Annotated in this window: 21 protein-coding genes; 12 read left to right on the forward strand and 9 right to left on the reverse strand. The window is 64.6% G+C overall.

What is annotated here, in order from left to right:
* Window positions 1–19: 19 nt before the first annotated feature.
* From KVT37_RS22540 to KVT37_RS22560, 5 genes are all read left to right on the forward strand, one after another.
* A complete protein-coding gene (locus KVT37_RS22540; RefSeq protein WP_217577142.1) occupies window positions 20–955 on the forward strand; it encodes a hypothetical protein in 936 nt (311 codons plus the stop codon).
* Window positions 956–1,226: 271 nt separating this feature from the next.
* Window positions 1,227–1,610: a RidA family protein gene (locus KVT37_RS22545; protein ID WP_217577144.1), complete on the forward strand. Its 384-nt coding sequence runs from the start codon at window positions 1,227–1,229 to the stop codon at window positions 1,608–1,610.
* A gap of 49 nt (window positions 1,611–1,659) precedes the next feature.
* Window positions 1,660–2,010 (forward strand): VOC family protein, encoded by a 351-nt coding sequence (locus KVT37_RS22550; protein WP_217577180.1) that lies wholly within the window; start codon window positions 1,660–1,662, stop codon window positions 2,008–2,010.
* A gap of 284 nt (window positions 2,011–2,294) precedes the next feature.
* Complete coding sequence (gene leuB / locus KVT37_RS22555) at window positions 2,295–3,398, forward strand: 3-isopropylmalate dehydrogenase (RefSeq protein WP_217577146.1); 1,104 nt, start codon at window positions 2,295–2,297, stop codon at window positions 3,396–3,398.
* A complete protein-coding gene (locus KVT37_RS22560; RefSeq protein WP_254634192.1) occupies window positions 3,391–3,888 on the forward strand; it encodes a GNAT family N-acetyltransferase in 498 nt (165 codons plus the stop codon). Before leuB ends, KVT37_RS22560 begins: the two co-directional genes overlap by 8 nt.
* On the opposite strand, the gene KVT37_RS22565 is transcribed toward KVT37_RS22560, so the two are convergent.
* The 3 genes from KVT37_RS22565 to KVT37_RS22575 form a co-directional block, all read right to left on the reverse strand.
* Complete coding sequence (locus KVT37_RS22565; RefSeq protein ID WP_217577148.1) at window positions 3,878–4,537, reverse strand: DUF805 domain-containing protein; 660 nt, start codon at window positions 4,535–4,537, stop codon at window positions 3,878–3,880. The genes KVT37_RS22560 and KVT37_RS22565 overlap by 11 nt on opposite strands.
* Before the next feature lie 70 nt (window positions 4,538–4,607).
* The gene (locus tag KVT37_RS22570) at window positions 4,608–5,303 is read right to left on the reverse strand and encodes a DUF805 domain-containing protein (protein WP_217577150.1); all 696 of its coding nucleotides are present in this window, start codon (window positions 5,301–5,303) and stop codon (window positions 4,608–4,610) included.
* 243 nt (window positions 5,304–5,546) lie between these two features.
* A complete protein-coding gene (locus KVT37_RS22575) occupies window positions 5,547–7,406 on the reverse strand; it encodes a DEAD/DEAH box helicase (RefSeq protein WP_217577152.1) in 1,860 nt (619 codons plus the stop codon).
* 613 nt (window positions 7,407–8,019) lie between these two features.
* On the opposite strand from KVT37_RS22575, the gene KVT37_RS22580 reads away from it, so the two are divergent.
* On the forward strand, window positions 8,020–9,054 hold the full coding sequence (locus KVT37_RS22580; protein WP_217577154.1) for an aspartate-semialdehyde dehydrogenase: 1,035 nt from the start codon (window positions 8,020–8,022) through the stop codon (window positions 9,052–9,054).
* A 280-nt stretch (window positions 9,055–9,334) separates the two neighbouring features.
* A complete protein-coding gene (locus KVT37_RS22585) occupies window positions 9,335–9,787 on the forward strand; it encodes a GNAT family N-acetyltransferase (protein ID WP_217577156.1) in 453 nt (150 codons plus the stop codon).
* Window positions 9,788–9,789: 2 nt separating this feature from the next.
* Here the strand turns inward: KVT37_RS22585 and KVT37_RS22590 are convergent, their stop codons facing one another.
* Complete coding sequence (locus KVT37_RS22590; RefSeq protein ID WP_217577158.1) at window positions 9,790–10,197, reverse strand: ACT domain-containing protein; 408 nt, start codon at window positions 10,195–10,197, stop codon at window positions 9,790–9,792.
* 155 nt (window positions 10,198–10,352) lie between these two features.
* Between KVT37_RS22590 and KVT37_RS22595 the strand changes: the two genes are divergently transcribed.
* From KVT37_RS22595 to KVT37_RS22610, 4 genes are all read left to right on the forward strand, one after another.
* The gene (locus tag KVT37_RS22595) at window positions 10,353–11,258 is read left to right on the forward strand and encodes a bestrophin family ion channel (protein ID WP_217577160.1); all 906 of its coding nucleotides are present in this window, start codon (window positions 10,353–10,355) and stop codon (window positions 11,256–11,258) included.
* A gap of 322 nt (window positions 11,259–11,580) precedes the next feature.
* On the forward strand, window positions 11,581–11,991 hold the full coding sequence (locus tag KVT37_RS22600) for a DoxX family protein (RefSeq protein ID WP_217577162.1): 411 nt from the start codon (window positions 11,581–11,583) through the stop codon (window positions 11,989–11,991).
* A 15-nt stretch (window positions 11,992–12,006) separates the two neighbouring features.
* A complete protein-coding gene (locus KVT37_RS22605; RefSeq protein WP_217577163.1) occupies window positions 12,007–12,534 on the forward strand; it encodes an SRPBCC family protein in 528 nt (175 codons plus the stop codon).
* Between the two features lie 145 nt (window positions 12,535–12,679).
* Window positions 12,680–12,943 carry a YMGG-like glycine zipper-containing protein gene (locus tag KVT37_RS22610; protein ID WP_217577164.1) on the forward strand — a complete coding sequence of 88 codons (264 nt, stop codon included), beginning with the start codon at window positions 12,680–12,682 and terminating at the stop codon, window positions 12,941–12,943.
* Window positions 12,944–13,014: 71 nt separating this feature from the next.
* Here KVT37_RS22610 and rpsP read toward each other — a convergent pair whose 3' ends face one another.
* The 5 genes from rpsP to KVT37_RS22635 form a co-directional block, all read right to left on the reverse strand.
* Entirely contained in the window at window positions 13,015–13,410 is a 396-nt protein-coding gene (gene rpsP / locus KVT37_RS22615) for a 30S ribosomal protein S16 (protein ID WP_127866065.1), read from the reverse strand.
* 48 nt (window positions 13,411–13,458) lie between these two features.
* A complete protein-coding gene (locus KVT37_RS22620) occupies window positions 13,459–13,785 on the reverse strand; it encodes a chorismate mutase (RefSeq protein WP_041000445.1) in 327 nt (108 codons plus the stop codon).
* 7 nt (window positions 13,786–13,792) lie between these two features.
* The gene (ffh, locus tag KVT37_RS22625) at window positions 13,793–15,382 is read right to left on the reverse strand and encodes a signal recognition particle protein (protein ID WP_217577166.1); all 1,590 of its coding nucleotides are present in this window, start codon (window positions 15,380–15,382) and stop codon (window positions 13,793–13,795) included.
* 342 nt (window positions 15,383–15,724) lie between these two features.
* Window positions 15,725–16,675, reverse strand: a complete 951-nt coding sequence (locus KVT37_RS22630) for a CPBP family intramembrane glutamic endopeptidase (protein WP_217577168.1) — start codon at window positions 16,673–16,675, stop codon at window positions 15,725–15,727.
* Window positions 16,676–17,017: 342 nt separating this feature from the next.
* A complete protein-coding gene (locus tag KVT37_RS22635) occupies window positions 17,018–17,629 on the reverse strand; it encodes a DUF1236 domain-containing protein (protein ID WP_217577170.1) in 612 nt (203 codons plus the stop codon).
* Between the two features lie 467 nt (window positions 17,630–18,096).
* On the opposite strand from KVT37_RS22635, the gene KVT37_RS22640 reads away from it, so the two are divergent.
* Entirely contained in the window at window positions 18,097–18,900 is an 804-nt protein-coding gene (locus KVT37_RS22640) for a lytic transglycosylase domain-containing protein (RefSeq protein ID WP_217577172.1), read from the forward strand.
* Window positions 18,901–19,091: the final 191 nt, after the last annotated feature.

Raw genomic sequence — 19,091 nt, forward strand, 5'->3', positions numbered from 1 at the left:
GCTGAACGGAGGGACAGTCATGACACGTTCGCTTCTTGCCGGTGCCTGCGCGTTGGCATGGCTGCTGATGCCGGTGGCCGGCGCGCATGCTCAGACCGATCCGGTGCTGGTGCCGGCTGACGATACGTCCAGCGCGGCCGCCAACCAGGATCCGTCGAGCACCTCCAATGCGGCGCTGGGCGACGCCGACAGCCAGGCGCCGATCCCGTTCGAGGGCGGGCAGCTCACCATCACGCAGCCGGAGCAGGACGGCGAGAAGGTGCTGTCCTATGACGGCAAGCAGCTGGCCAGCAATTACGACGTTTCCTTCGACAAGGTGGTCAAGATCGGCGACGTCAACGTGGCGCTGGTCGATGTCGGCGACGGCGGCAACCAATGCGGACCGGCCAAGGTCATCGTCTGGAAGCCGAAGGACGGCGAGATCCAGACCACGACGGTCGAGCAGGACGAATGCGGCGCGCCGCCGGCCGCCGTCTCCGACAGCGCCATCTATTTCGTGCCCTATCTGCTGCCGGGGGAGACGCGGCCGGCACTGCAATGGTCGCCGACCGAGGGCCTGACAACGTCCGGCAATCTCACCTACACGCCTGAGCCAGGCACCGACTGGAAGGACGTCGATCCGTCGAAATTGGACAACATCATCGACGCCTTCCACAACGAGGCCGTCTACAAGGCCGGCGAGGCGCTGCTCGGCAAGGACATGCCCGACATGACGACCAGCCTGCTGGTCGGCGGCGGCACCGAAAAGACGGAGTCAGGCGCCTTCTACGCCACCGGTTGCGTGCCGCATGACTGCGGCGGCAGTGACGGCTTCATGGCCGTCGATCCGGCCAAGCACAAGGTCTATTTCGCCCGCCGCGGCGACAATGACCAGCCGCAGGCCTGGCCACCGCTGAAGGACTGGCCGGCGGATATCAAGAAAGCCTATGACGACGCGCAGGGGTCAGGGAATTAAACCACTTCTGCTAGGCCGCGATCCTTCGCGCCCCCCTCTGTCCTGCCGGACATCTCCCCCACAAGGGGGGAGATTGGCTGTTTCGCCGCTCCGCTCGTTCGGCAACGCCGGTGATTGGCGAAAGCCGGCGCGACGTCTGATCTCCCCCCTCGTGGGGGAGATGTCCGGCAGGACAGAGGGGGGCGCTGTCCCGCCAGCGTTGCGCTGTCTGGCTCACGACCCCCGCCGCGCCGCCTGCTAAATGCAGGCCTGCAAACCCTGCGAGGCCCCCATGCGAAGACTCATCTCCACAGGCTCTCCCTTCGAGAAAACCGCCGGCTATTCGCGCGCGGTGGTGCAGGGCGATTGGTGCTTCGTCTCCGGCACGACGGGCTATGACTATGCCACCATGACCATGCCGGAAACGGTCGAAGCGCAGACGCGCAATTGCCTTGCCACCATTGCCAAGGCGCTGGCCGATGGCGGCTTCGACATGGCCGATGTGGTGCGGGCGCATTACTACGTCACCGATCGGGCTTTCGTGGACGTGGTGTTCCCGATCCTCGGCGAGACGTTCGGCGATATCCGCCCGGCGGCGACGATGATCGTGTGCCAGCTCAACAAGCCGGAGATGAAGATCGAGATCGAGGTGACGGCGCTCAGGCGCGCGGCCTGATGCCCGTCGCCCGAAGCGCTCGGCTACGGCAGGCAAGGATCGGTCCATGGTGAAGGTCAGGCGCATCGTCGCCAATATCGAAACCCCGGACGCTGCTGCCGCGAAGCTTTTCTACCGGGATGTGCTTGGCCTCGATGTCCTCATGGATCAGGGCTGGATCGCCACCTATGGCTCCGATGAAAGCATGCAGGTGCAGATCAGCTTCATGGCGCAAGGCGGCTCCGGCACGCCGGTGCCGGACCTTTCGATCGAGGTCGACGACGTCGATAAGGCGCTCGATGCGATGAAGGCCGCCGGCTTCGCCATCGAATACGGCCCCGCCGACGAGCCCTGGGGCGTGCGGCGCTTCTATGCGCGCGACCCGTTTGGGCGGCTGGTGAATATTCTTTCGCATAGGTAGGCGTGTTGCCGATCTCCTTAGAGACGCTGGCGGGACAGCACCCCCCTCTGTCCTGCCGGACATCTCCCCCGCAAGGGGGGAGATTGGCTGCTTCAGCGCCTCGCCCTTTCTGCAACGTTAAGAGATTGGCGAAAGCCGTCGCGACATCGATCTCCCCCCCTTGCGGGGGAGATGGCCGGCAGGCCAGAGGGGGGTGTGAAGGATCTCGGCGCCCGTCCTCTTGCGCCGCAACCACTTGGCGTTTAGCAAGGCGCCGGTTCAATTCTCTCACCGGACGGTTCTCCATGGCTTCGAAAAATCTCTTCCTGCTCGCCGGCGACGGCATCGGCCCCGAGGCGATGGCCGAGGTGAAGAAGCTGATCGCGGCCATGAACGACAAGCTCGGCAGCGGCTTTGCCACCGATGAGGGCCTGGTCGGCGGCTGCGCTTACGATGCGCATGGCGCGGCGATCTCCGATGCCGACATGGCGAAGGCGATGGCGGCGGACGCGGTGCTGTTCGGCGCCGTCGGCGGGCCGAAATGGGACAAGGTGCCTTACGAAGTGCGGCCCGAAGCCGGGCTGCTGCGCCTGCGCAAGGACATGGAGCTGTTCGCCAATCTCAGGCCCGCGATCTGCTACCCGGCCTTGGCTGCATCCTCCTCGCTCAAGCAGGACGTGGTCGAGGGCCTCGACATTTTGATCGTGCGCGAGCTGACCGGCGGCGTCTATTTCGGCGAACCGAAGCAGATCATCGATCTCGGCAACGGCCAGAAGCGCGGCATCGACACCCAGGTCTACGACACGTTCGAGATCGAGCGCATCTCGGGCGTCGCCTTCGAGCTGGCGCGGACGCGCAAGAATCATGTCACCTCGATGGAAAAGCGCAACGTCATGAAGTCGGGCGTGTTGTGGAACGAGGTGGTCAGCCAGACGCATCAGGCGAAATACGCCGACGTCAAGCTCGACCATATGCTGGCCGATGCCGGCGGCATGCAGCTGGTGCGCTGGCCAAAGCAGTTCGACGTCATCGTCACCGACAATCTGTTCGGCGACATGCTGTCCGACATCGCCGCCATGCTGACCGGCTCGATCGGCATGCTGCCGTCGGCCTCGCTCGGCGCGCCGGACGTCAAGACCAAGAAGCGCAAGGCGCTTTACGAGCCGGTGCACGGTTCGGCGCCCGACATCGCCGGCAAAGGCATCGCCAATCCGATCGCGATGATCGCCTCCTTCGCCATGTGCCTGCGCTATTCCTTCGGCATGGTGGCCGAGGCCGACAGGCTCGAAGCGGCCATCGCCGCCGTGCTCGACGACGGCCTGCGCACCAAGGACATTTTGTCCGACGGCATGAAGGAAGTCGGCACCGTCGAGATGGGCGACGCCATCATCGCCAAATTCCTTGGCTGACCCCGGAGCCGTCGACGTTCGCTGGGCGAGGGTCGACGATGCCGAAGCGCTCGCCACCGTGCTTTGCGCGATGGCGGCGCATTACCGGCAAGCGCCGCTCGATCATGGCCGGGCGGCGGCCACGGCGCGACAATGGCTGAGCGACGAGAGCCCGGCCTATCCGCATTTCGCCTTGGCCTTCGCGGATGGCGCGGTCGCCGGCCTCGCCTCGGTGGCTATAGCGCATCCAGGCATCGATCTCGAAAGGCTGATGTTCCTGAAGGATCTGTTCGTGCGCGACAGCGCCCGCGACATGGGCGTTGGCCGCGCTCTGGTCGGCTTTCTCGCCGGTTATTGCCTCGCCAAAGGCATCGGCCGCATCGATCTGACCGCCGAAGACTGGAACGAAAGCGCGCTGCGCTTCTACGACCGGCTCGGTGCCGAGCGCCACGGCCAGAAGATTTTTCTTAGGCTGTCGGGTACGGCGCTGAAGGCGGCCGCTAAAACCTGACGCCCGCCGGCAATGGCCCCCACCTGTTCTCGCCGAATTGTGAGGGAAGAAGTCCAAAGACGAGAATGGCCACGGGCCCCAGGGCCGGAATGTAGCAAAGCAGGACAAGCCAGCCGGTCAGGCCGATGTCATGCAGGCGCCGCACTACGACCGCGATCGACGGCAGGATAGCCGCCAACACAAAAAGCAGGGCAGGAATGTACCCGATCGATGTCCTTGGCCCGTCATCGAAACCGCTTATCGCCAGGTTGAGGAGAGCGCCGAAGCCGAACAGCGCGACAAGCAGGACGTAGAGCCAGAGGTGGAATGCCCAAAACTCCTTGCGACGGGCCCGGCCGGTGAAATTGCGGTAGTCGTCTCCCAGCGCTCGCAGGAAATAGGCCCACAGTCCCAAGGATGTAGCGGAACGGTTTTCGATGGCGCGGCCGCCCGCCGGCTGCGGAATGCCGTGCGGCGGCGCTGCGGCTGATTTCGTGGCCACGATATCATGCGCCGTCCCGTCATCCGGCGTGAACTCGACTGGCATGCCTTTGGTCGGAGACATGCCCTGGGTCAGGTCACTTTGGCCGAAGATGTAACGCTTGCCGTCGATCCCGTCGATGTAGCCGTAGTCGTGATCCTCATCATAGTGAAAGACTGTCCCGCGCATTGCTTCCCCCTTCGCGTCGCAGCGGAAATCTATCTAAAGTTGTAGGAGTTTGCAATATGCACGGATAGCGCTAGAGCCTGACCCCTACGGGCACCGGCCCCCACTTGTTTCCGCCGACCTGGCTCGGAATCAGGCCGAACACCAGGATGGCAAGCGCGCCGATATAGGGCAGGAAGCACAGGATCGCGAGCCAGCCGGTCAAGCCGACATCGTGCAGCCGGCGCACCAGCAGCGAAATCCAGGGCAAGATGGTGAGAACGGCATAGAGCCCGAAGAGGCTCAACGAGACGATCGGCAGCCCGCTGCCGCCTTCGAAGTCGTCGGTCGACAGATCGAAGGAGAGCCCGATCGCGACGAGGACGGCAAGGCCGATCGGCCAGAACAGGCAGAAGCTCCAGAACTCCTTGCGCCGCGCGCGCCCGGTGAAGTTCACGTAATTCGCCGTCAGGTCGCGCCAGAAATAGCTCCATACGGCGGTGGATTCGGCATCATTCTCGGCGTCACGGCCGAAATGCGCCAGCGCCGCGCCCGGCAGCGGACGCGCAGCCGTTGCGGCCACATTGTCCACCGGATCGCCGGCGCGGGCCCGGACCGACAAGATGTTGCCGGCGCGATCGCCGTTCGGCTGGAACTCGACCGCGGCGCCTTTGGCCAGCGCCATGTCACGGCGCAGGTCCTCGCGTCCGAAGACGTAGCGCTTGCCGTCGGCGCCGCTGATGAAGCCGAAGCCATGCTCCCTGTCATAGTGAAGAATCTCGCCGCGCATGTCGTGCCCCGCGTCGCGCTGCTGTCACATTGTTGGAAGTCCACGCGGACCGCAAGAGGCATGCGATGAAGCGCGACCGGCAGCCACCACGCTGTCGTCATCCTCGGGTCTACGCGTCCGCTGCGCTCCCGCTCCGCCCGTGGATGACGAAGTTCGGATGCTTCGGTCAATCTCGAAGGTCGCAATTTGCTGCCGAAGGAGGTGCAATGTCCCCGCGGGTCAGCTGCCAACTTTAATTGCGAGCTACGTTGGTCGTTTCTTCGATTTCTTGTTCTTTGCCGGCCCTGGCTTGTCGAATTTCGGCTTGGCTGGCTTACCGGATTTGCCAGCCCATGGCTTTGCTTCGAATGGCGTGCGCTGATCGGCCGGCGCGCGCTTCTCGAACTTCGGCTTGTGAGCGGCGCTCTGGTCGAAAGCCCGCTTGCCGCGATGCGGTTTCTTGTCCGGCTTCGGCGGCTGGTAGCCGGCGCGCGACAAATCGGGCGTGCCGTCGATCCGCCTGACCGCGATGTTGCCCTGCAGCTTGCGGTCGGGGCCGATCGCGGCGAGGAAGCGGTCGGCCCAGTCGGCGGCGATCTGCACGAAGGTCTCTTCCGGCTGCATCTTGATGGCGCCGATCTCGCGCTTGGACATGCCGGCAGTGCGGCACAGCATTGGGATCAGCCAGCGCGGCTCGGCATTCTGGCGGCGGCCGACCGACAGCGAAAACCAGACGCTGTCGCCGAAATCGTCGCGGCGGGCGGGGGCCTCGTCGCTGCGTGTGAATTTCTCGCGCGACGGTGCGAAAGGCGCGACTTCGAGCAGGTCCTCGGGCGCCGAGCGGCTGGAGCGGCAGAGCCGCACGAAGGCCGCGGCCACCTGTTCGGCGCCATGCTTTTCCAGCAGCATGTCGATAAAACCGCGTTCTTCCTCGCGCACCGGTTCGTCGAAGGCCGCGTCGGCCAGGATGCGCTCGTCGTCGCGGCGCAGCACGTCGTCGGCCGAGGGCGGGCTTGCCCAGGTGGCGGTCAGCTTGGCGTTCTGCAGGAGGCGTTCGGTGCGTCTGCGGGCATTGTTCGGCACGATCAGCGCGCTCACCCCTTTTCGTCCGGCGCGCCCCGTGCGACCGCTGCGATGCAGCAGCGTCTCCGGGTTGGTCGGCAGGTCGGCGTGGACGACGAGATCGAGATTGGGCAGGTCGATGCCGCGCGCCGCGACATCCGTCGCGATACACACCCGGGCGCGGCCGTCGCGCATCGCCTGCAGCGCATGGCTGCGCTCGTTCTGGCTGAGCTCGCCGGACAGCGCGACGACGGAGAAATTGCGGTTGTTGAAGCGCGCCGTCAGGTGGTTGACGGCCGCGCGCGTGTTGCAGAACACCAGCGCGTTCTTCGCTTCATAGTAGCGCAGCACATTGATGATGGCGTTCTCGCGATCGGCCTGGGCGACGTTCAGCGCCCGGTATTCGATGTCGAGATGCTGCTTTTCCTCGCCGGCGGCCGAGATGCGCACCGCATCGCGCTGATAACCTTGGGCGAGCGTTGCGATGGCGCGTGGCACGGTTGCCGAGAACATCAGCGTGCGGCGCTCGGCGGGCGCTGCGTCGAGGATGAATTCGAGGTCCTCGCGAAAACCGAGATCGAGCATCTCGTCGGCTTCGTCCAGCACCACGGCCTTGATCGCCGACATGTCGAGCGATTGCCGCGTGATGTGGTCGCGCAGCCGGCCGGGCGTGCCGACGACGATATGGGCGCCGCGTTCCAGCGCCCGCCGCTCGGTGCGCATGTCCATGCCGCCAACGCAGGAGGCTATCTGCGCGCCGGTCAACTCGTAGAGCCATTCGAGTTCGCGCCGCACCTGCAGGGCAAGCTCGCGCGTCGGCGCCACGATCAGTCCCAGCGGAGCACCGGCCTCGGCAAAACGCTCAGCGCCCCCAAGCAAGGTCGGCGCCACGGCAAGGCCGAAGGCGACGGTCTTGCCGGACCCGGTCTGCGCCGACACCAGCGCGTCGGCCTCGCCGAGCTCCGGCCCCAGCACCGCCTTCTGCACCGGCGTCAGCGCCGCATAACCGCGCTTTTCCAGCGCCTCTGCCAGCGCAGGAACAATCGTTTCGAAACTGGACATTCTTCTCTTTCGGAATTCGGGGTTCTGCGCTCGTCGCGGAGCACAAGGCCGGCACTGCGCCAGCCAAACGGTATTTGGGCGTTCGTACTTCTTGCGGCCGATATTGTACAGGGCAAGCGGCACCGCCTTTCCCTTCTCCCCTTGTGGGAGAAGGTGGATCGGCGCGATAGCGCCGAGACGGATGAGGGGTGTTCCAGCGGAGTGAGACGCTGAAAAGCTGGCGTTCGATTCTTCACCGCCGCGATCCTTCCAGCACCCCTCATCCGGCCGCTTCGCGGCCACCTTCTCCCACAAGGGGAGAAGGGAAAGTCGCCGCCAATTGACTCTTTCATCAAACCGCGTAAAAGCCCGCTTCGAACGGGATCGTCTTTCGATGCGCGGCCTTTTGATGGCTCTTCTTGCATTCGACGCCCCCAGCCACAATGTAACGCATTGGGCTGGGCGCTTAGACGCGTCCGTCCGTTCCAGCAAAACTACGGCCAAAACCACCACCAAAACGGTGTGATTCCCTTGGCCTAACCACCCTCTCCCGGGTCCGGCCCGGGGGACGAAACCCGCATGAGGCCGGCGGGTTTTCTCCAACAACCAAGCGGAGAGGGACAGGAGATATCAGATGAGTTTCAAGGTTGCGGTAGTCGGCGCCACGGGCAATGTGGGCCGCGAAATGCTCAACATTCTGGACGAGCGCGGCTTCCCGGTGAGCGAGGTCGTGGCGCTGGCGTCGCGGCGAAGCCAGGGCACCGAGGTGTCCTTCGGCGATCGCACGCTGAAGGTGAAGGCGCTCGACCAGTATGACTTTTCCGACACCGACATCTGCGTCATGTCGGCCGGCGGCAACGTCTCCAAGGAATGGTCGCCGAAGATCGGCAAGCAGGGTTGTGTCGTCATCGATAATTCGTCGGCCTTCCGCTACGACCAGGACGTGCCGCTGATCGTGCCGGAGGTGAACCCGGACGCGATCTCGCTGTTCACGCGCAAGAACATCATCGCCAACCCGAACTGCTCGACGGCGCAGCTGGTCGTGGCGCTGAAGCCGCTGCACGACGTCGCCACCATCAAGCGCGTCGTCGTCGCCACCTACCAGTCGGTGTCCGGCGCCGGCAAGGAAGGCATGGACGAGCTCTTCACCCAGACCCGCGCGGTGTTCGTCGCCGACCAGGTCGACGTCAAGAAGTTCACCAAGCGCATCGCCTTCAACGTCATTCCGCATATCGACGTCTTCCTCGACGACGGCTTCACCAAGGAAGAGTGGAAGATGGTCGCCGAGACCAAGAAGATGCTCGATCCCAAGATCAAGCTGACGGCGACCTGCGTGCGCGTGCCGGTGTTCATCGGCCATTCGGAAGCGGTCAACATCGAGTTCGAAAAGCCGATCACCGCCGACGAGGCGCGCGACATCCTGCGCGAGGCGCCCGGATGCCAGGTGCTCGATAAGCGCGAGAATGGCGGCTACATCACGCCGCTGGAATCGGCCGGCGAGGACGCCACCTTCATCTCGCGCATCCGCGAGGACTCGACCGTCGACAATGGCCTGTCGATGTGGGTCGTCTCCGACAATCTGCGCAAGGGCGCGGCGCTCAACGCGGTGCAGATCGCGGAATTACTGGTCGAGCGCGGCCTGATCCAGCCGAAGAAGAAGGCGGCCTGACGGCTGTTTGATTAGCGCTCACGGGCCGTATCGCCGCTGCCGCGGCTGGCCCTCCGCGAGGGCGCCGGACGACCGGCGGCCCGCGGTCGCGGGCTCGGCCTGACGGCTGTTTGTTTTCGCTCACGGGCCGTATCGCCGCTGCCGCGGCTGGCCCTCCGCGGGGGGCGCCGGACGACCGGCGGCCCGCGGTCGCGGGCTCGGCCTACGGCCGGGGCGCTTCTTCCTTCTCCCCGTTTACGGGGAGAAGGTGCCCGAAGGGCGGATGAGGGGCAGCGCCGGCATGTCCAGTTTTCCTCAAGTCGCAATACGCCCCGCCATCGCTTCCGACGCCGCCGCCATCGCGACCATGATGCGCGCGTCGCTCAACGCCTTCGCTTGGATGCCGGTCCTGCACACGCCGGAGGAAGACCTCTTCTTCATCCGCGACATCCTGCTCCCCAATCAGCAAGTGACTGTGGCCGTCGCCGGCGAACCCATCGTCGGCTTCATCGCCGTCGACGGCGATTGGGTCGAGCAGCTCTACCTCGATCCCGCCCGGACAGGGCAAGGCATCGGCAGCCGGCTGCTTGACCAGGCCACGGCCGACATGCCGCTCATCAGGCTCCACTGCTTCCAGGCCAACACCGGCGCGCGGCGGTTCTACGAACGCCATGGTTTTCGCGCCGAAGCCTTCGGCGACGGCTCGACCAACGAGGAAGGCCTGCCGGATATTCTTTACGTGCTCAGGCGCTGAGTTCAGGCGCCGCTTTCGGTCGCCAGTTCGCGCAAGATGGTGAGTGCCTCCTCCGCCCGCTCCGCCGGCACGAACAGATGGTCGTGATAGAAGGCCGAGACCGGATTGACGCCCATGCCGGCTGCCGCGAGCCGCGTCGTGATGGCGGCGAGGAAGCCGACGGCTTCCAACGAGGAGTGGATGTCGAGCGTGATCATCCGGCAGCGGAACGTGCCGGCGAGGGCGGCCGCCTTCGCCTCGTCCTCCGTCACGATCAGCGTCAGGCCCTCGCGCTCGATGAAGCGCATGACCGGCTCCGGACCCTCCGGCAAGGAAACTCCGGGCGGCAAGGTCGTAAAGACATAGACTTCCGGGTGAAGCTGCGGCGTCATCGATGCCAGCAGCTTTTGCAGGTCCGTCTCGCCGCTCATGTCTCGTCCCTTCATGTGGTGCTTCGCGACGTTCTCGACAGTCCTGCTCGAAACGTCAACGGTCCGACGCTTTGACGACATGGCGATGTCGCTCGCGGCTGAGTCAGGAGTTCGTTATCGCCGTAGAAACATAACGGCTTGCAAAGGTTCACCCGATGATCGTCCGACCGCGCCCGACATTCCTGCAGCTGTTCTTCATCATGCGTGGCTCGGTGGTGCCGCGCATCCTGCCGCAGATTTTCGGCTTCGCCATCTATGCGACGGTCATCCTGGTGCTGGCGCGGCACTTCCAGCTTGATCTCAGCGCCTTCAACATCACGCCCTTCGGGCTCGTCGGCGTGACGCTGTCGATCTATCTGTCGTTCCGCAACAACGCCGCCTATGACCGCTGGTGGGAAGCCCGCAAGCTCTGGGGCGCGTTGGTCTTCGAGATCCGCAATCTGTCGCGCGCCACCACCAGCCTGATCGGTGACCGCACCGAGCAGCGCGCGCTGTTGATGGAGGCGCTTGGCTTCTGCCATCTGCTGCGCGGGCAGTTGCGCCGCATCGACGGCAAGGAAGACGCCCGCGCCTTTATCGGCGACGCGGTCGACAAGGCAGCCGCCCGCACCAACCCGGCCGACGACATGGTCCGGCGCATGGGCCGGCGCGCCAATGCGCGGCGCGAGGCCGGCGCGCTCGATCCGATCTGCTTCCGCATCCTCGACGAAAGGCTGGCCGCGATCGCCGCCATCCAGGCCGGCTGCGAGCGCATCGCCGGCACGCCCCTGCCTTTCGCCTATACGCTCCTGGTGCACCGCACGGCCTATGTCGTCTGCCTGCTTCTGCCGATCGGCCTGGTTTCGACCACGGGCTGGGCGACGCCGCTGTTCACGGCGCTGATCGCCTACACCTTCTTCGGGCTCGACGCGTTGTCGGAAGAGCTGGAGGACCCGTTCGGCGTCGAGGCCAACGACCTTGCGCTGGATGGGCTCTGCCGCGTCTGCGAGATCTCCGTGTTCGAGGCGCTGGACGAGACGCCGCCGAAGATGATCGCGGCCGACAAGTTTTACTTCTCGTAGCAACAGGCAACTTCGTCATCCTAGGGCGAAGCAAGGAGCGAAGCGACGCGCGCAGACCCTAGGATCCATGCCGTGACGTGCGTGATAGGCAAAGCGGGCCAAGGCCAGGCACCTGTTTCACCGCGGATGGGAACGCTTGTTCTGAGCCGCTGCAATCTTCGGCTGAGATCACGGCATGGATCCTTGGGTCAAGTCCAAGGATGACGAAGAACAGTTGCGCCCGCGCCGAAAAAACCGCAGCCATGTAGGATCGCGGTCCGTTCCCCCGTCCTTGGATCGAACCGGCACATAGCCGGCATTCGAAACCTTGGAGGGAACATCCATGAGCATTTCCGAAGCCGCGCCTGCTTCAAAAGGCGCTCTGTGGACCGGGCGCGCGCTCAGCGCCGTCGTGGTCCTGTTCATGATTTTCGACGGCGTCATCAAGTTGCCGCCGCTGGACATCGTCACGCAGACGATGACCGAGCTCGGCTGGCCGGCCGATGCCAATGTCGCGCGCCTGATCGGGGTCATCGGCCTGATCTCGACCGCGCTCTATGCTCTGCCGCGGACCTCGGTGCTCGGCGCCATCCTGCTCACCGCCTATATGGGCGGCGCGATCTCGACCCATGTGCGGATCGGCAACCCGCTCTTCTCGCACACACTGTTCGGCGTCTATCTCGGCGTTGTCCTGTGGGGCGGCCTCTATCTGCGTGACCAAAGAGTGCGGGCGCTGATCCCGTTCAGCCGCTAAGCGAAGGAGAATACGATGCTCACCACCATCCTCATTGTCCTCGTTCTCATCATCGCCGCCGTGCTGGTCTACGCCGCGACGCGGCCGAACGATTTCGTGGTCACCCGTTCGACCACCATCAAGGCGCCGGCCGAAGCGATCTTTCCGCTGATCAACGATTTCAAGCGCTGGCCGGAATGGTCGCCCTTCGAAAAACTCGACCCTGAGATGCAGCGCACGCTTTCCGGCGCCGACAGCGGCAAGGGCGCGGCCTATGCCTGGGAAGGCAATTCCAAGGCCGGCAAGGGCCGCATGGAGATCACCGGTTCGGTGCTGTCATCGCGGGTCGCGCTGAAGCTCGATTTCGAAAAGCCGTTCCGCGCCAACAACAGCGTCGATTTCTCGCTCTCGCCGTCCGGCGACGGCACGACGGTCACCTGGGCCATGCGGGGCGCGAGGCCGTTCATCGCCAAGCTGATGGGCCTGTTCATGGATTTCGACAGCCTGATCGGCAAGGAGTTCGAGGCTGGCCTCGATAATCTGAAACGCGCCACCGAGCGCTGAAAACCGAGCGATTTCAAATACCTGATGGCATGATCAGGACGTTGGCCGGCGCCGGGCCGGCCAATCTTCGTTGTTCCAGGGATCAAATTAGCCGTCTGCGAGTTTAGACCACGGCGGCGAGACGGCGCGTGAGAGAGGAACAGCAATGAACAAAGCAATTACCATTCTGGTGCTGACCATGGCCTTGGGCGCCTGTTCGCAGACGGAAAAGGGCGCCGCGATCGGCGGCCTGGGCGGCGCGGCGGTCGGCGCGGCCGTTGCCAACAATCCGGTGCAGGGCGCGGTGGTCGGCGGCGCGGTCGGCGCGGTCGCCGGCGCGTTGATCGGCCATGCCAGCGAAAGCGGCCAGTGCCGCTATCGCGACCGTTACGGTCGCGTCTATGTGGCGCGCTGCCCGTCCGGCTACTGAGACGTCGGGCTGATCCAAAGAAAAACGGCGGGCAATGCCCGCCGTTTGTGTAAGCCAAGAATGACCCGCGATTACTCGGCGGTGGCGGCTTCGGCCGGAGCGGCGGTCGCCGCGGCGGCAGCGGCAGCGGCGTCTTCCTGAGCCTTCTTCAGCAGCGCGGCGCGTTCCTGCGCCTTCTTGCCGGGCAGCGCCTTGTTCGGGTTCGAGCGGGCTTCGCGCTTGGCGAGGCCGGCCTCGTCGAGGAAGCGCAGCACGCGGTCGGTCGGCTGGGCGCCGTGCGACAGCCAGTGCTTGACGCGCTCGGCGTCGACCTTGACGCGCTCGCCGTCCTTCGGCAGCAGCGGGTTCCACGAGCCCAGCGACTCGATGAAACGGCCGTCACGCGGCGACCGGGCGTCGGCGACGACGACGTGGTAGTAAGGACGCTTCTTCGAGCCCGCACGGGCCAGTCTGATCTTCAGTGCCATTCTTTTCTCCTAAAAGCTCTGATTTTTCGTTCATTAACTCCCGGCCAATTAGCCGGCTTTTGCAGCGCCGTTGTTGGCGGCGATCTGTTCGTGGTGGCGGATGACCTCGCGGACGACGAAGTTCAAAAACTTCTCCGCGAAATCGGGATCGAGATTCGCATCCTTTGCCAGCTGGCGAAGGCGGGCGATCTGCTGCTGCTCGCGCGCCGGATCGGCGGGCGGCAGGCCATGCTCGGCCTTGAGAACACCGACCGCCTTCGTACAGCGGAAGCGCTCGGCCAGCATATGGATGAGGGCGGCGTCGATGTTGTCGATCGAAGCGCGGTAGCCAGCCAGGATGGCGCGTGCATCGGCCATGTCTTTCTCCTCGTTCATCGCCCCCTCACTTCTTCTTGCCGAGACCGGGCAGCCTGCCGCCGCCCAGGCCCGGAAGCTTCATGCCGCCGGGGAGGCCCGGCAGTCCGCCGCCACCGGGAAGTCCACCAGGCAAGCCGCCCGGCAGGCCCTTGCCGAGACCGGCGGCCTGCGCCTGCTTCTGCAAGGCTTCGAGCTGCTTGGGATCCATCTTGGAAAGGTCCGGCATGCCGCCCATACCGCCAGGCATCATGCCGCCAAGGCCCATCTTGGAGGCCAGGCCGCCCATCATGCCGCGCATGAGGCCGCCGCCTTTGCCCTTGCCGCCCATCGCCTTCATCATGTCGGCCATGCCGCGATGCATCTTCAAGAGCTTGTTGATCTCGGCCGCGTCGGTGCCGGAGCCGGCGGCGATGCGCTTCTTGCGCGAATGCTTGAGGAGATCGGGATTGGCGCGCTCGGCCTTGGTCATCGAGGAGATGATGGCGAGCTGGCGGCCGAACATCTTGTCGTCGAGGCCGGCGGCGGCAAGCTGGTCCTTCATCTTGCCCATGCCTGGCATCATGCCCATGATGCCGCCCATGCCACCCATTTTCGACATCTGTTGAAGCTGCTGGGCGAGGTCGTTCAGGTCGAACTTGCCCGACTGCATCTTCTTGGCCATCGCCGCCGCCTGTTCGGCGTCGATGGTTTCGGCGGCTTTCTCGACGAGCGAGACGATGTCGCCCATGCCGAGGATGCGGTCGGCGATGCGCTTCGGGTGGAATTCCTCCAGCCCGTCCATCTTTTCGCCGGTGCCGATCAGCTTGATCGGCTTGCCGGTGACGGCGCGCATGGAAAGGGCGGCGCCGCCGCGACCGTCGCCGTCCATGCGGGTCAGCACCAGGCCGGTGATGCCGACGCGCTCATCAAAACTTTTCGCCAGGTTGACGGCGTCCTGGCCGGTCAGCGAGTCGGCAACCAGCAGGATCTCGTGCGGGCTCGACACCTTCTTGATGTCGGCCATCTCGACCATCAGCGGCTCGTCGATATGGGTGCGGCCGGCGGTGTCGAGGATGACGACATCATGGCCGCCGAGTTTCGCCGCCTGCACGGCGCGCTTGGCGATGTCGACCGGACTCTGGCCGGCGATGATCGGCAGCGTCGCGACCTTGGTCTGCTCGCCGAGCTGGCGCAGCTGCTCCTGCGCGGCGGGACGCCGCGTGTCGAGCGAGGCCATCAGGACTTTCTTGTTCTGACGCTCGGTCAGCCGCTTGGCGATCTTGGCCGAGGTCGTGGTCTTGCCGGAGCCCTGCAGGCCGACCATCATGACGACGACGGGCGCCGGTGCGTTGAGGTCGATGGCGACGCCCTCGGCGCCGAGCATGTCGACCAGCTCGTCATGGACGATCTTGACGACCATCTGTCCGGGCTTGATCGACTTCAGCACGGCGGCGCCGACCGCCTTCTCGCGCACCTTGTCGGTGAAGGAGCGAACCACTTCCAGCGCGACGTCGGCCTCGAGCAGCGCACGGCGCACCTCGCGCAGCGCCGCCGAGACATCCGCCTCGGACAACGCGCCGCGCCCGGTCAGGCCGTTCAGGATCGAACCAAGGCGTTCCTGGAGTGATTCAAACATTCTTTTTCCTTTTCCCTGGCACCTGTGGATGCCCGAGAGGTAGTGCGTTCGCGCCGGGTCGCCAAGCAAAAGCGCAAAGCCAAAAAGCACCCGGGGGCGCATCGCGCTGCCGGGTGTTGGCCTCCAGGATCTCTTTACAGCACCCACCTCAAAGAGGCTTCGGCGTCCTGGTCGGCTTTCGCGAAAGAAAACTCGTCGCGGAATTCGAGGGGTCTAGAACAGGAAATCGGCCGCGGAGTCAAGGCTCATGCATGTCGCGCAAAAGTGCGCTGCGGCTTTGCGGCAACGACATGCATCAAAAACAATGCGCAAATTCGAGCCAAAACGCCGCGATTTGCGGCCTTAAAGCTGGCTTTGGCCGTTCGTGCCGACCCTGAGCGGCGAGCGCCGATGCAAAAGCAAAAGCATCGTCAAAAGCGTGCTGACGATGCCGATGGCGGCGATCAGCACGGCGTCCCAGCTGGTCCAGCCGGGGCCTTCGAGCGGCTTGGCGTTGAGCAGAGCGAAGCCATTATAGCCCTCCTGGTGCGAAATCAGCAGGAAGCCGGTCAGGTTGTTGCCGAGATGGGCGCCGAAGCCGGCGCCGAGATTGCCGGTGACATGAACCAGCAACGTGAGCAGCAGGGCAAAGATGCCGATCGAGATGAAGACGCTGGCATTGATGGCCAGCGTCGAGGCCGTATTCCAGTGCAGCGACGTGAACAGCAGGCCCGGCAGCACCGCCCAGATCAATGGGCTCCTGAAGCGATGGGCGAGCCCGCGCAGCAGGTAGCCGCGAAACAGCATTTCCTCCGACGAGGTCTGCAGGAAGGCGAGCAGTGCGATCGGGATAAGGAAGAGCAACCAGGACGACCATGCGATCGGTCCGCGCGCGATTTCCGGCTGCAGCCAATAGAGCAGCACCTCGGAGAAGAGCGAGGTGATCAGCACCGCGATAAGGCCTTTGAGGAAGTCGCCGCCCGCGATGCGGCGGGTGACGCCGAAAAGCGCTGAGAGCGGCTCGCCGTGAACGAAGCGCATCGCCACCCACAGGCCGATCCAGATGCCTGCAAAGGAGGTGAGCGCGCTCAAGATTCCGACGGGCGATGCCAGGAAATCCTGCATGTACTGCCCGGTCGAAGGACCGGGGAGACGCCAGACGATGTAGATGTAGGTGCCGGCAAACAGCACCAATGCCGTCGCGGCCATCCAGAAGGCGACCACGATCGCCGTCCCGACGAACAGGCGAAGCAGATTGGTCTTGGCATTCGGCGAGCGGCGATAGCCCTCGAAGGCGGCATTTTCGATCGTCACGCGGCTCCCCTGCCGAACGCTTTGGCGAAGTGATCTTGGAGATCAGTGGTTACCGCGCCATTACGCCATCAAGGTTCGCGGCTGAATTGGACCGCTTCGAGTGTGCAGAATGCGGCGCGGACGCTACGATTGGAGACTAGCTGAAACCTCCATCGCGTCGTCATCCTCGGGTCTACGCGTCCGCTTCGCTCCCGCTCCGCCCGTGGATGACGAAGTTCGGACGCCTCGGCCAATCCCAAACGTATGCGGCGAGGCATCGAACAAATGCAGGCGGCCTGAGCTACCGGCACACAAACAAGCGGCCGCCATCTCCGGCGGCCGCTTTTTAGGTCTCGGTCGCTATCAGCGCATCACATAGACGATGCGCCGCGTGCCGGGATCGACCAGCGCCGGCTGGTTGTTCACATAGACATAGCGGTACTGGTAGTCGGGGATTTCGCGCAGCTCGACCGTGTCGGGCAGCGTGGCGCCGGTCACCACCTCGCCGTCGAGATAGACCGGATCGACCCGGTGCGTGGAGACATAGGTGCCGACCTCGGCCGGCGGCCTCCCGATCGACTCGATGGCATCGGCGTCGTCACCGGAGACGATGGCGCCGGTGTAGGTGTCCGTGGTGTAGATGTTGTCGGTCGGCGGCGTCACGACGGCAATGCCGGCATCGGCCGGCCGGCGTGTCAAGACGACGCGGCTGCCGCCGAAATCACCCGTCACATAGTCGGAATAGATCCAACCTTTACCGCCGGCTTCGGCGATCATGCACCATTTGCTGCCTTCGATGCAGCCCGTGAGCGTGGCCGACTGGCCGGCCGGCAGCACACCGATGACCGGATATTGCGGGCCGGGGCCGGCGCGGACATTCAGGTCGGCCACCGCCGAGACGGGGGTGTCGGCGAAAGCGGCGCCCGATATGGTGAGCAGCGCACCGGCAAGCGCCGGAAACAACACGCGTTTCATGGTTTTTCACTCCGTTTTTCAACGCTCCCTCGGGCTCGGAAACGAAACAGAGGCTTATGCGTTCCGGCTAAAGCGCCTTTCGCCCGCTCACGAATTGTTCCATGGTTTTTCGGCGAACCGGCCAAAACAGCGTGAGCAGCTTCAAGTATTTCCGGGTCTCGAAGGCGCTTTTTCGCCTATTTCATCGCGAACTCGGTGACGACCTGCCGGGCGACGTTTTCACCCGACAGCCTCGCGCCGCCGCAGCTCTGGATGAGCGGTCCCGCGGCATGCTCGTCGGCGAAGGAGATCTTTTCCGCCAGGGGAGATATGAGGCAAGCCCGCCACAGTTAGCCCTTGATCGTAGGCAAATTGCCTGTCTTTCACCGGTGTCGGGTGCCACGGTTCCCGTGGGGGCGGTGACAACCGGGCGTTTCGCTGGCAAATTCGCAACCGGGACGTGATTCAGGCAATTAGGAGAGAAACGCATGGCATTTTTTGCCAAGGGTAGGATTTTCGTGGCCGCCGCGGCGGTGGTGGCTGTGCTTGGGCTGGCGACAGGCGCCGAAGCCGCGGCCAGCTGCGGCAAGAACGGCGCCGGCTTCGATGCCTGGAAGCAGGACTTTGCCGCCGAGGCCAAGGCCAACGGCGTCGGCCAAAAGGGCCTTTCGGCGCTCGCCGGGGCGACCTACGCGACAAGGACGATCGCGGCCGACCGCGCCATCCACAAGGCCTTCAGCGGTTCGGTGGAAGCGTTCATGAAGCGCCGCGGCGCTTCCGCGATCATCTCGCGGGGCCGCGCGCTGAAGAAGGCGAATGCGGCGATGTTCGCCAATATCGAGCAGACCTATGGCGTGCCGCCGGGCGTGCTGCTGGCCATCTGGGGCATGGAGACGGGCTTCGGCGCCTCCATGGGCAATCAGAACACAGTCTCGGCCATCCTGACGCTCGCCTATGACTGCCGCCGCCCGGACTATTTCACCCCGCATGCCATCGCCGCGCTCAAGCTGGTCGATCGCGGCGCGCTCAGCGCCTCCTCGGTCGGCGCCATGCATGGCGAGATCGGCCATACGCAATTCCTGCCCGGAAACGTGCTGAAATATGGCGTCGGCAGCGGCAATCTGCGCGACCGCAACACCGCGCTCGCCTCGACCGCCAACTTCCTCAAGGGGCATGGCTGGCACGCCGGCGCGAGCTACCAGGCCAATATGGGCGCGATCGCCGGCTGGAATTCGGCAAGCGTCTATCAGCAGGCGATCGCCAACATCGCCGAGGCGATCGACGCTCCCTGATCGAATATCTTTGTTCAACAAAAAGGCCCGGCCATATGCCGGGCTTTTTTTGTTATTGGGGCATAGCAGTGACGATTGGCGAAGGCCGGGGTGACGGCCAATCTCCCCCTTGCGGGCAGGGGAATCGCATATGGGTTTTTTGGGACTTGAAGTTGGCCTGAGAAGGGATTCTTTGGGCAGGCAGTCGAACT

Source organism: Mesorhizobium sp. GbtcB19 (assembly GCF_019091085.1).
Taxonomy (GTDB): Bacteria; Pseudomonadota; Alphaproteobacteria; order Rhizobiales; family Rhizobiaceae; genus Mesorhizobium.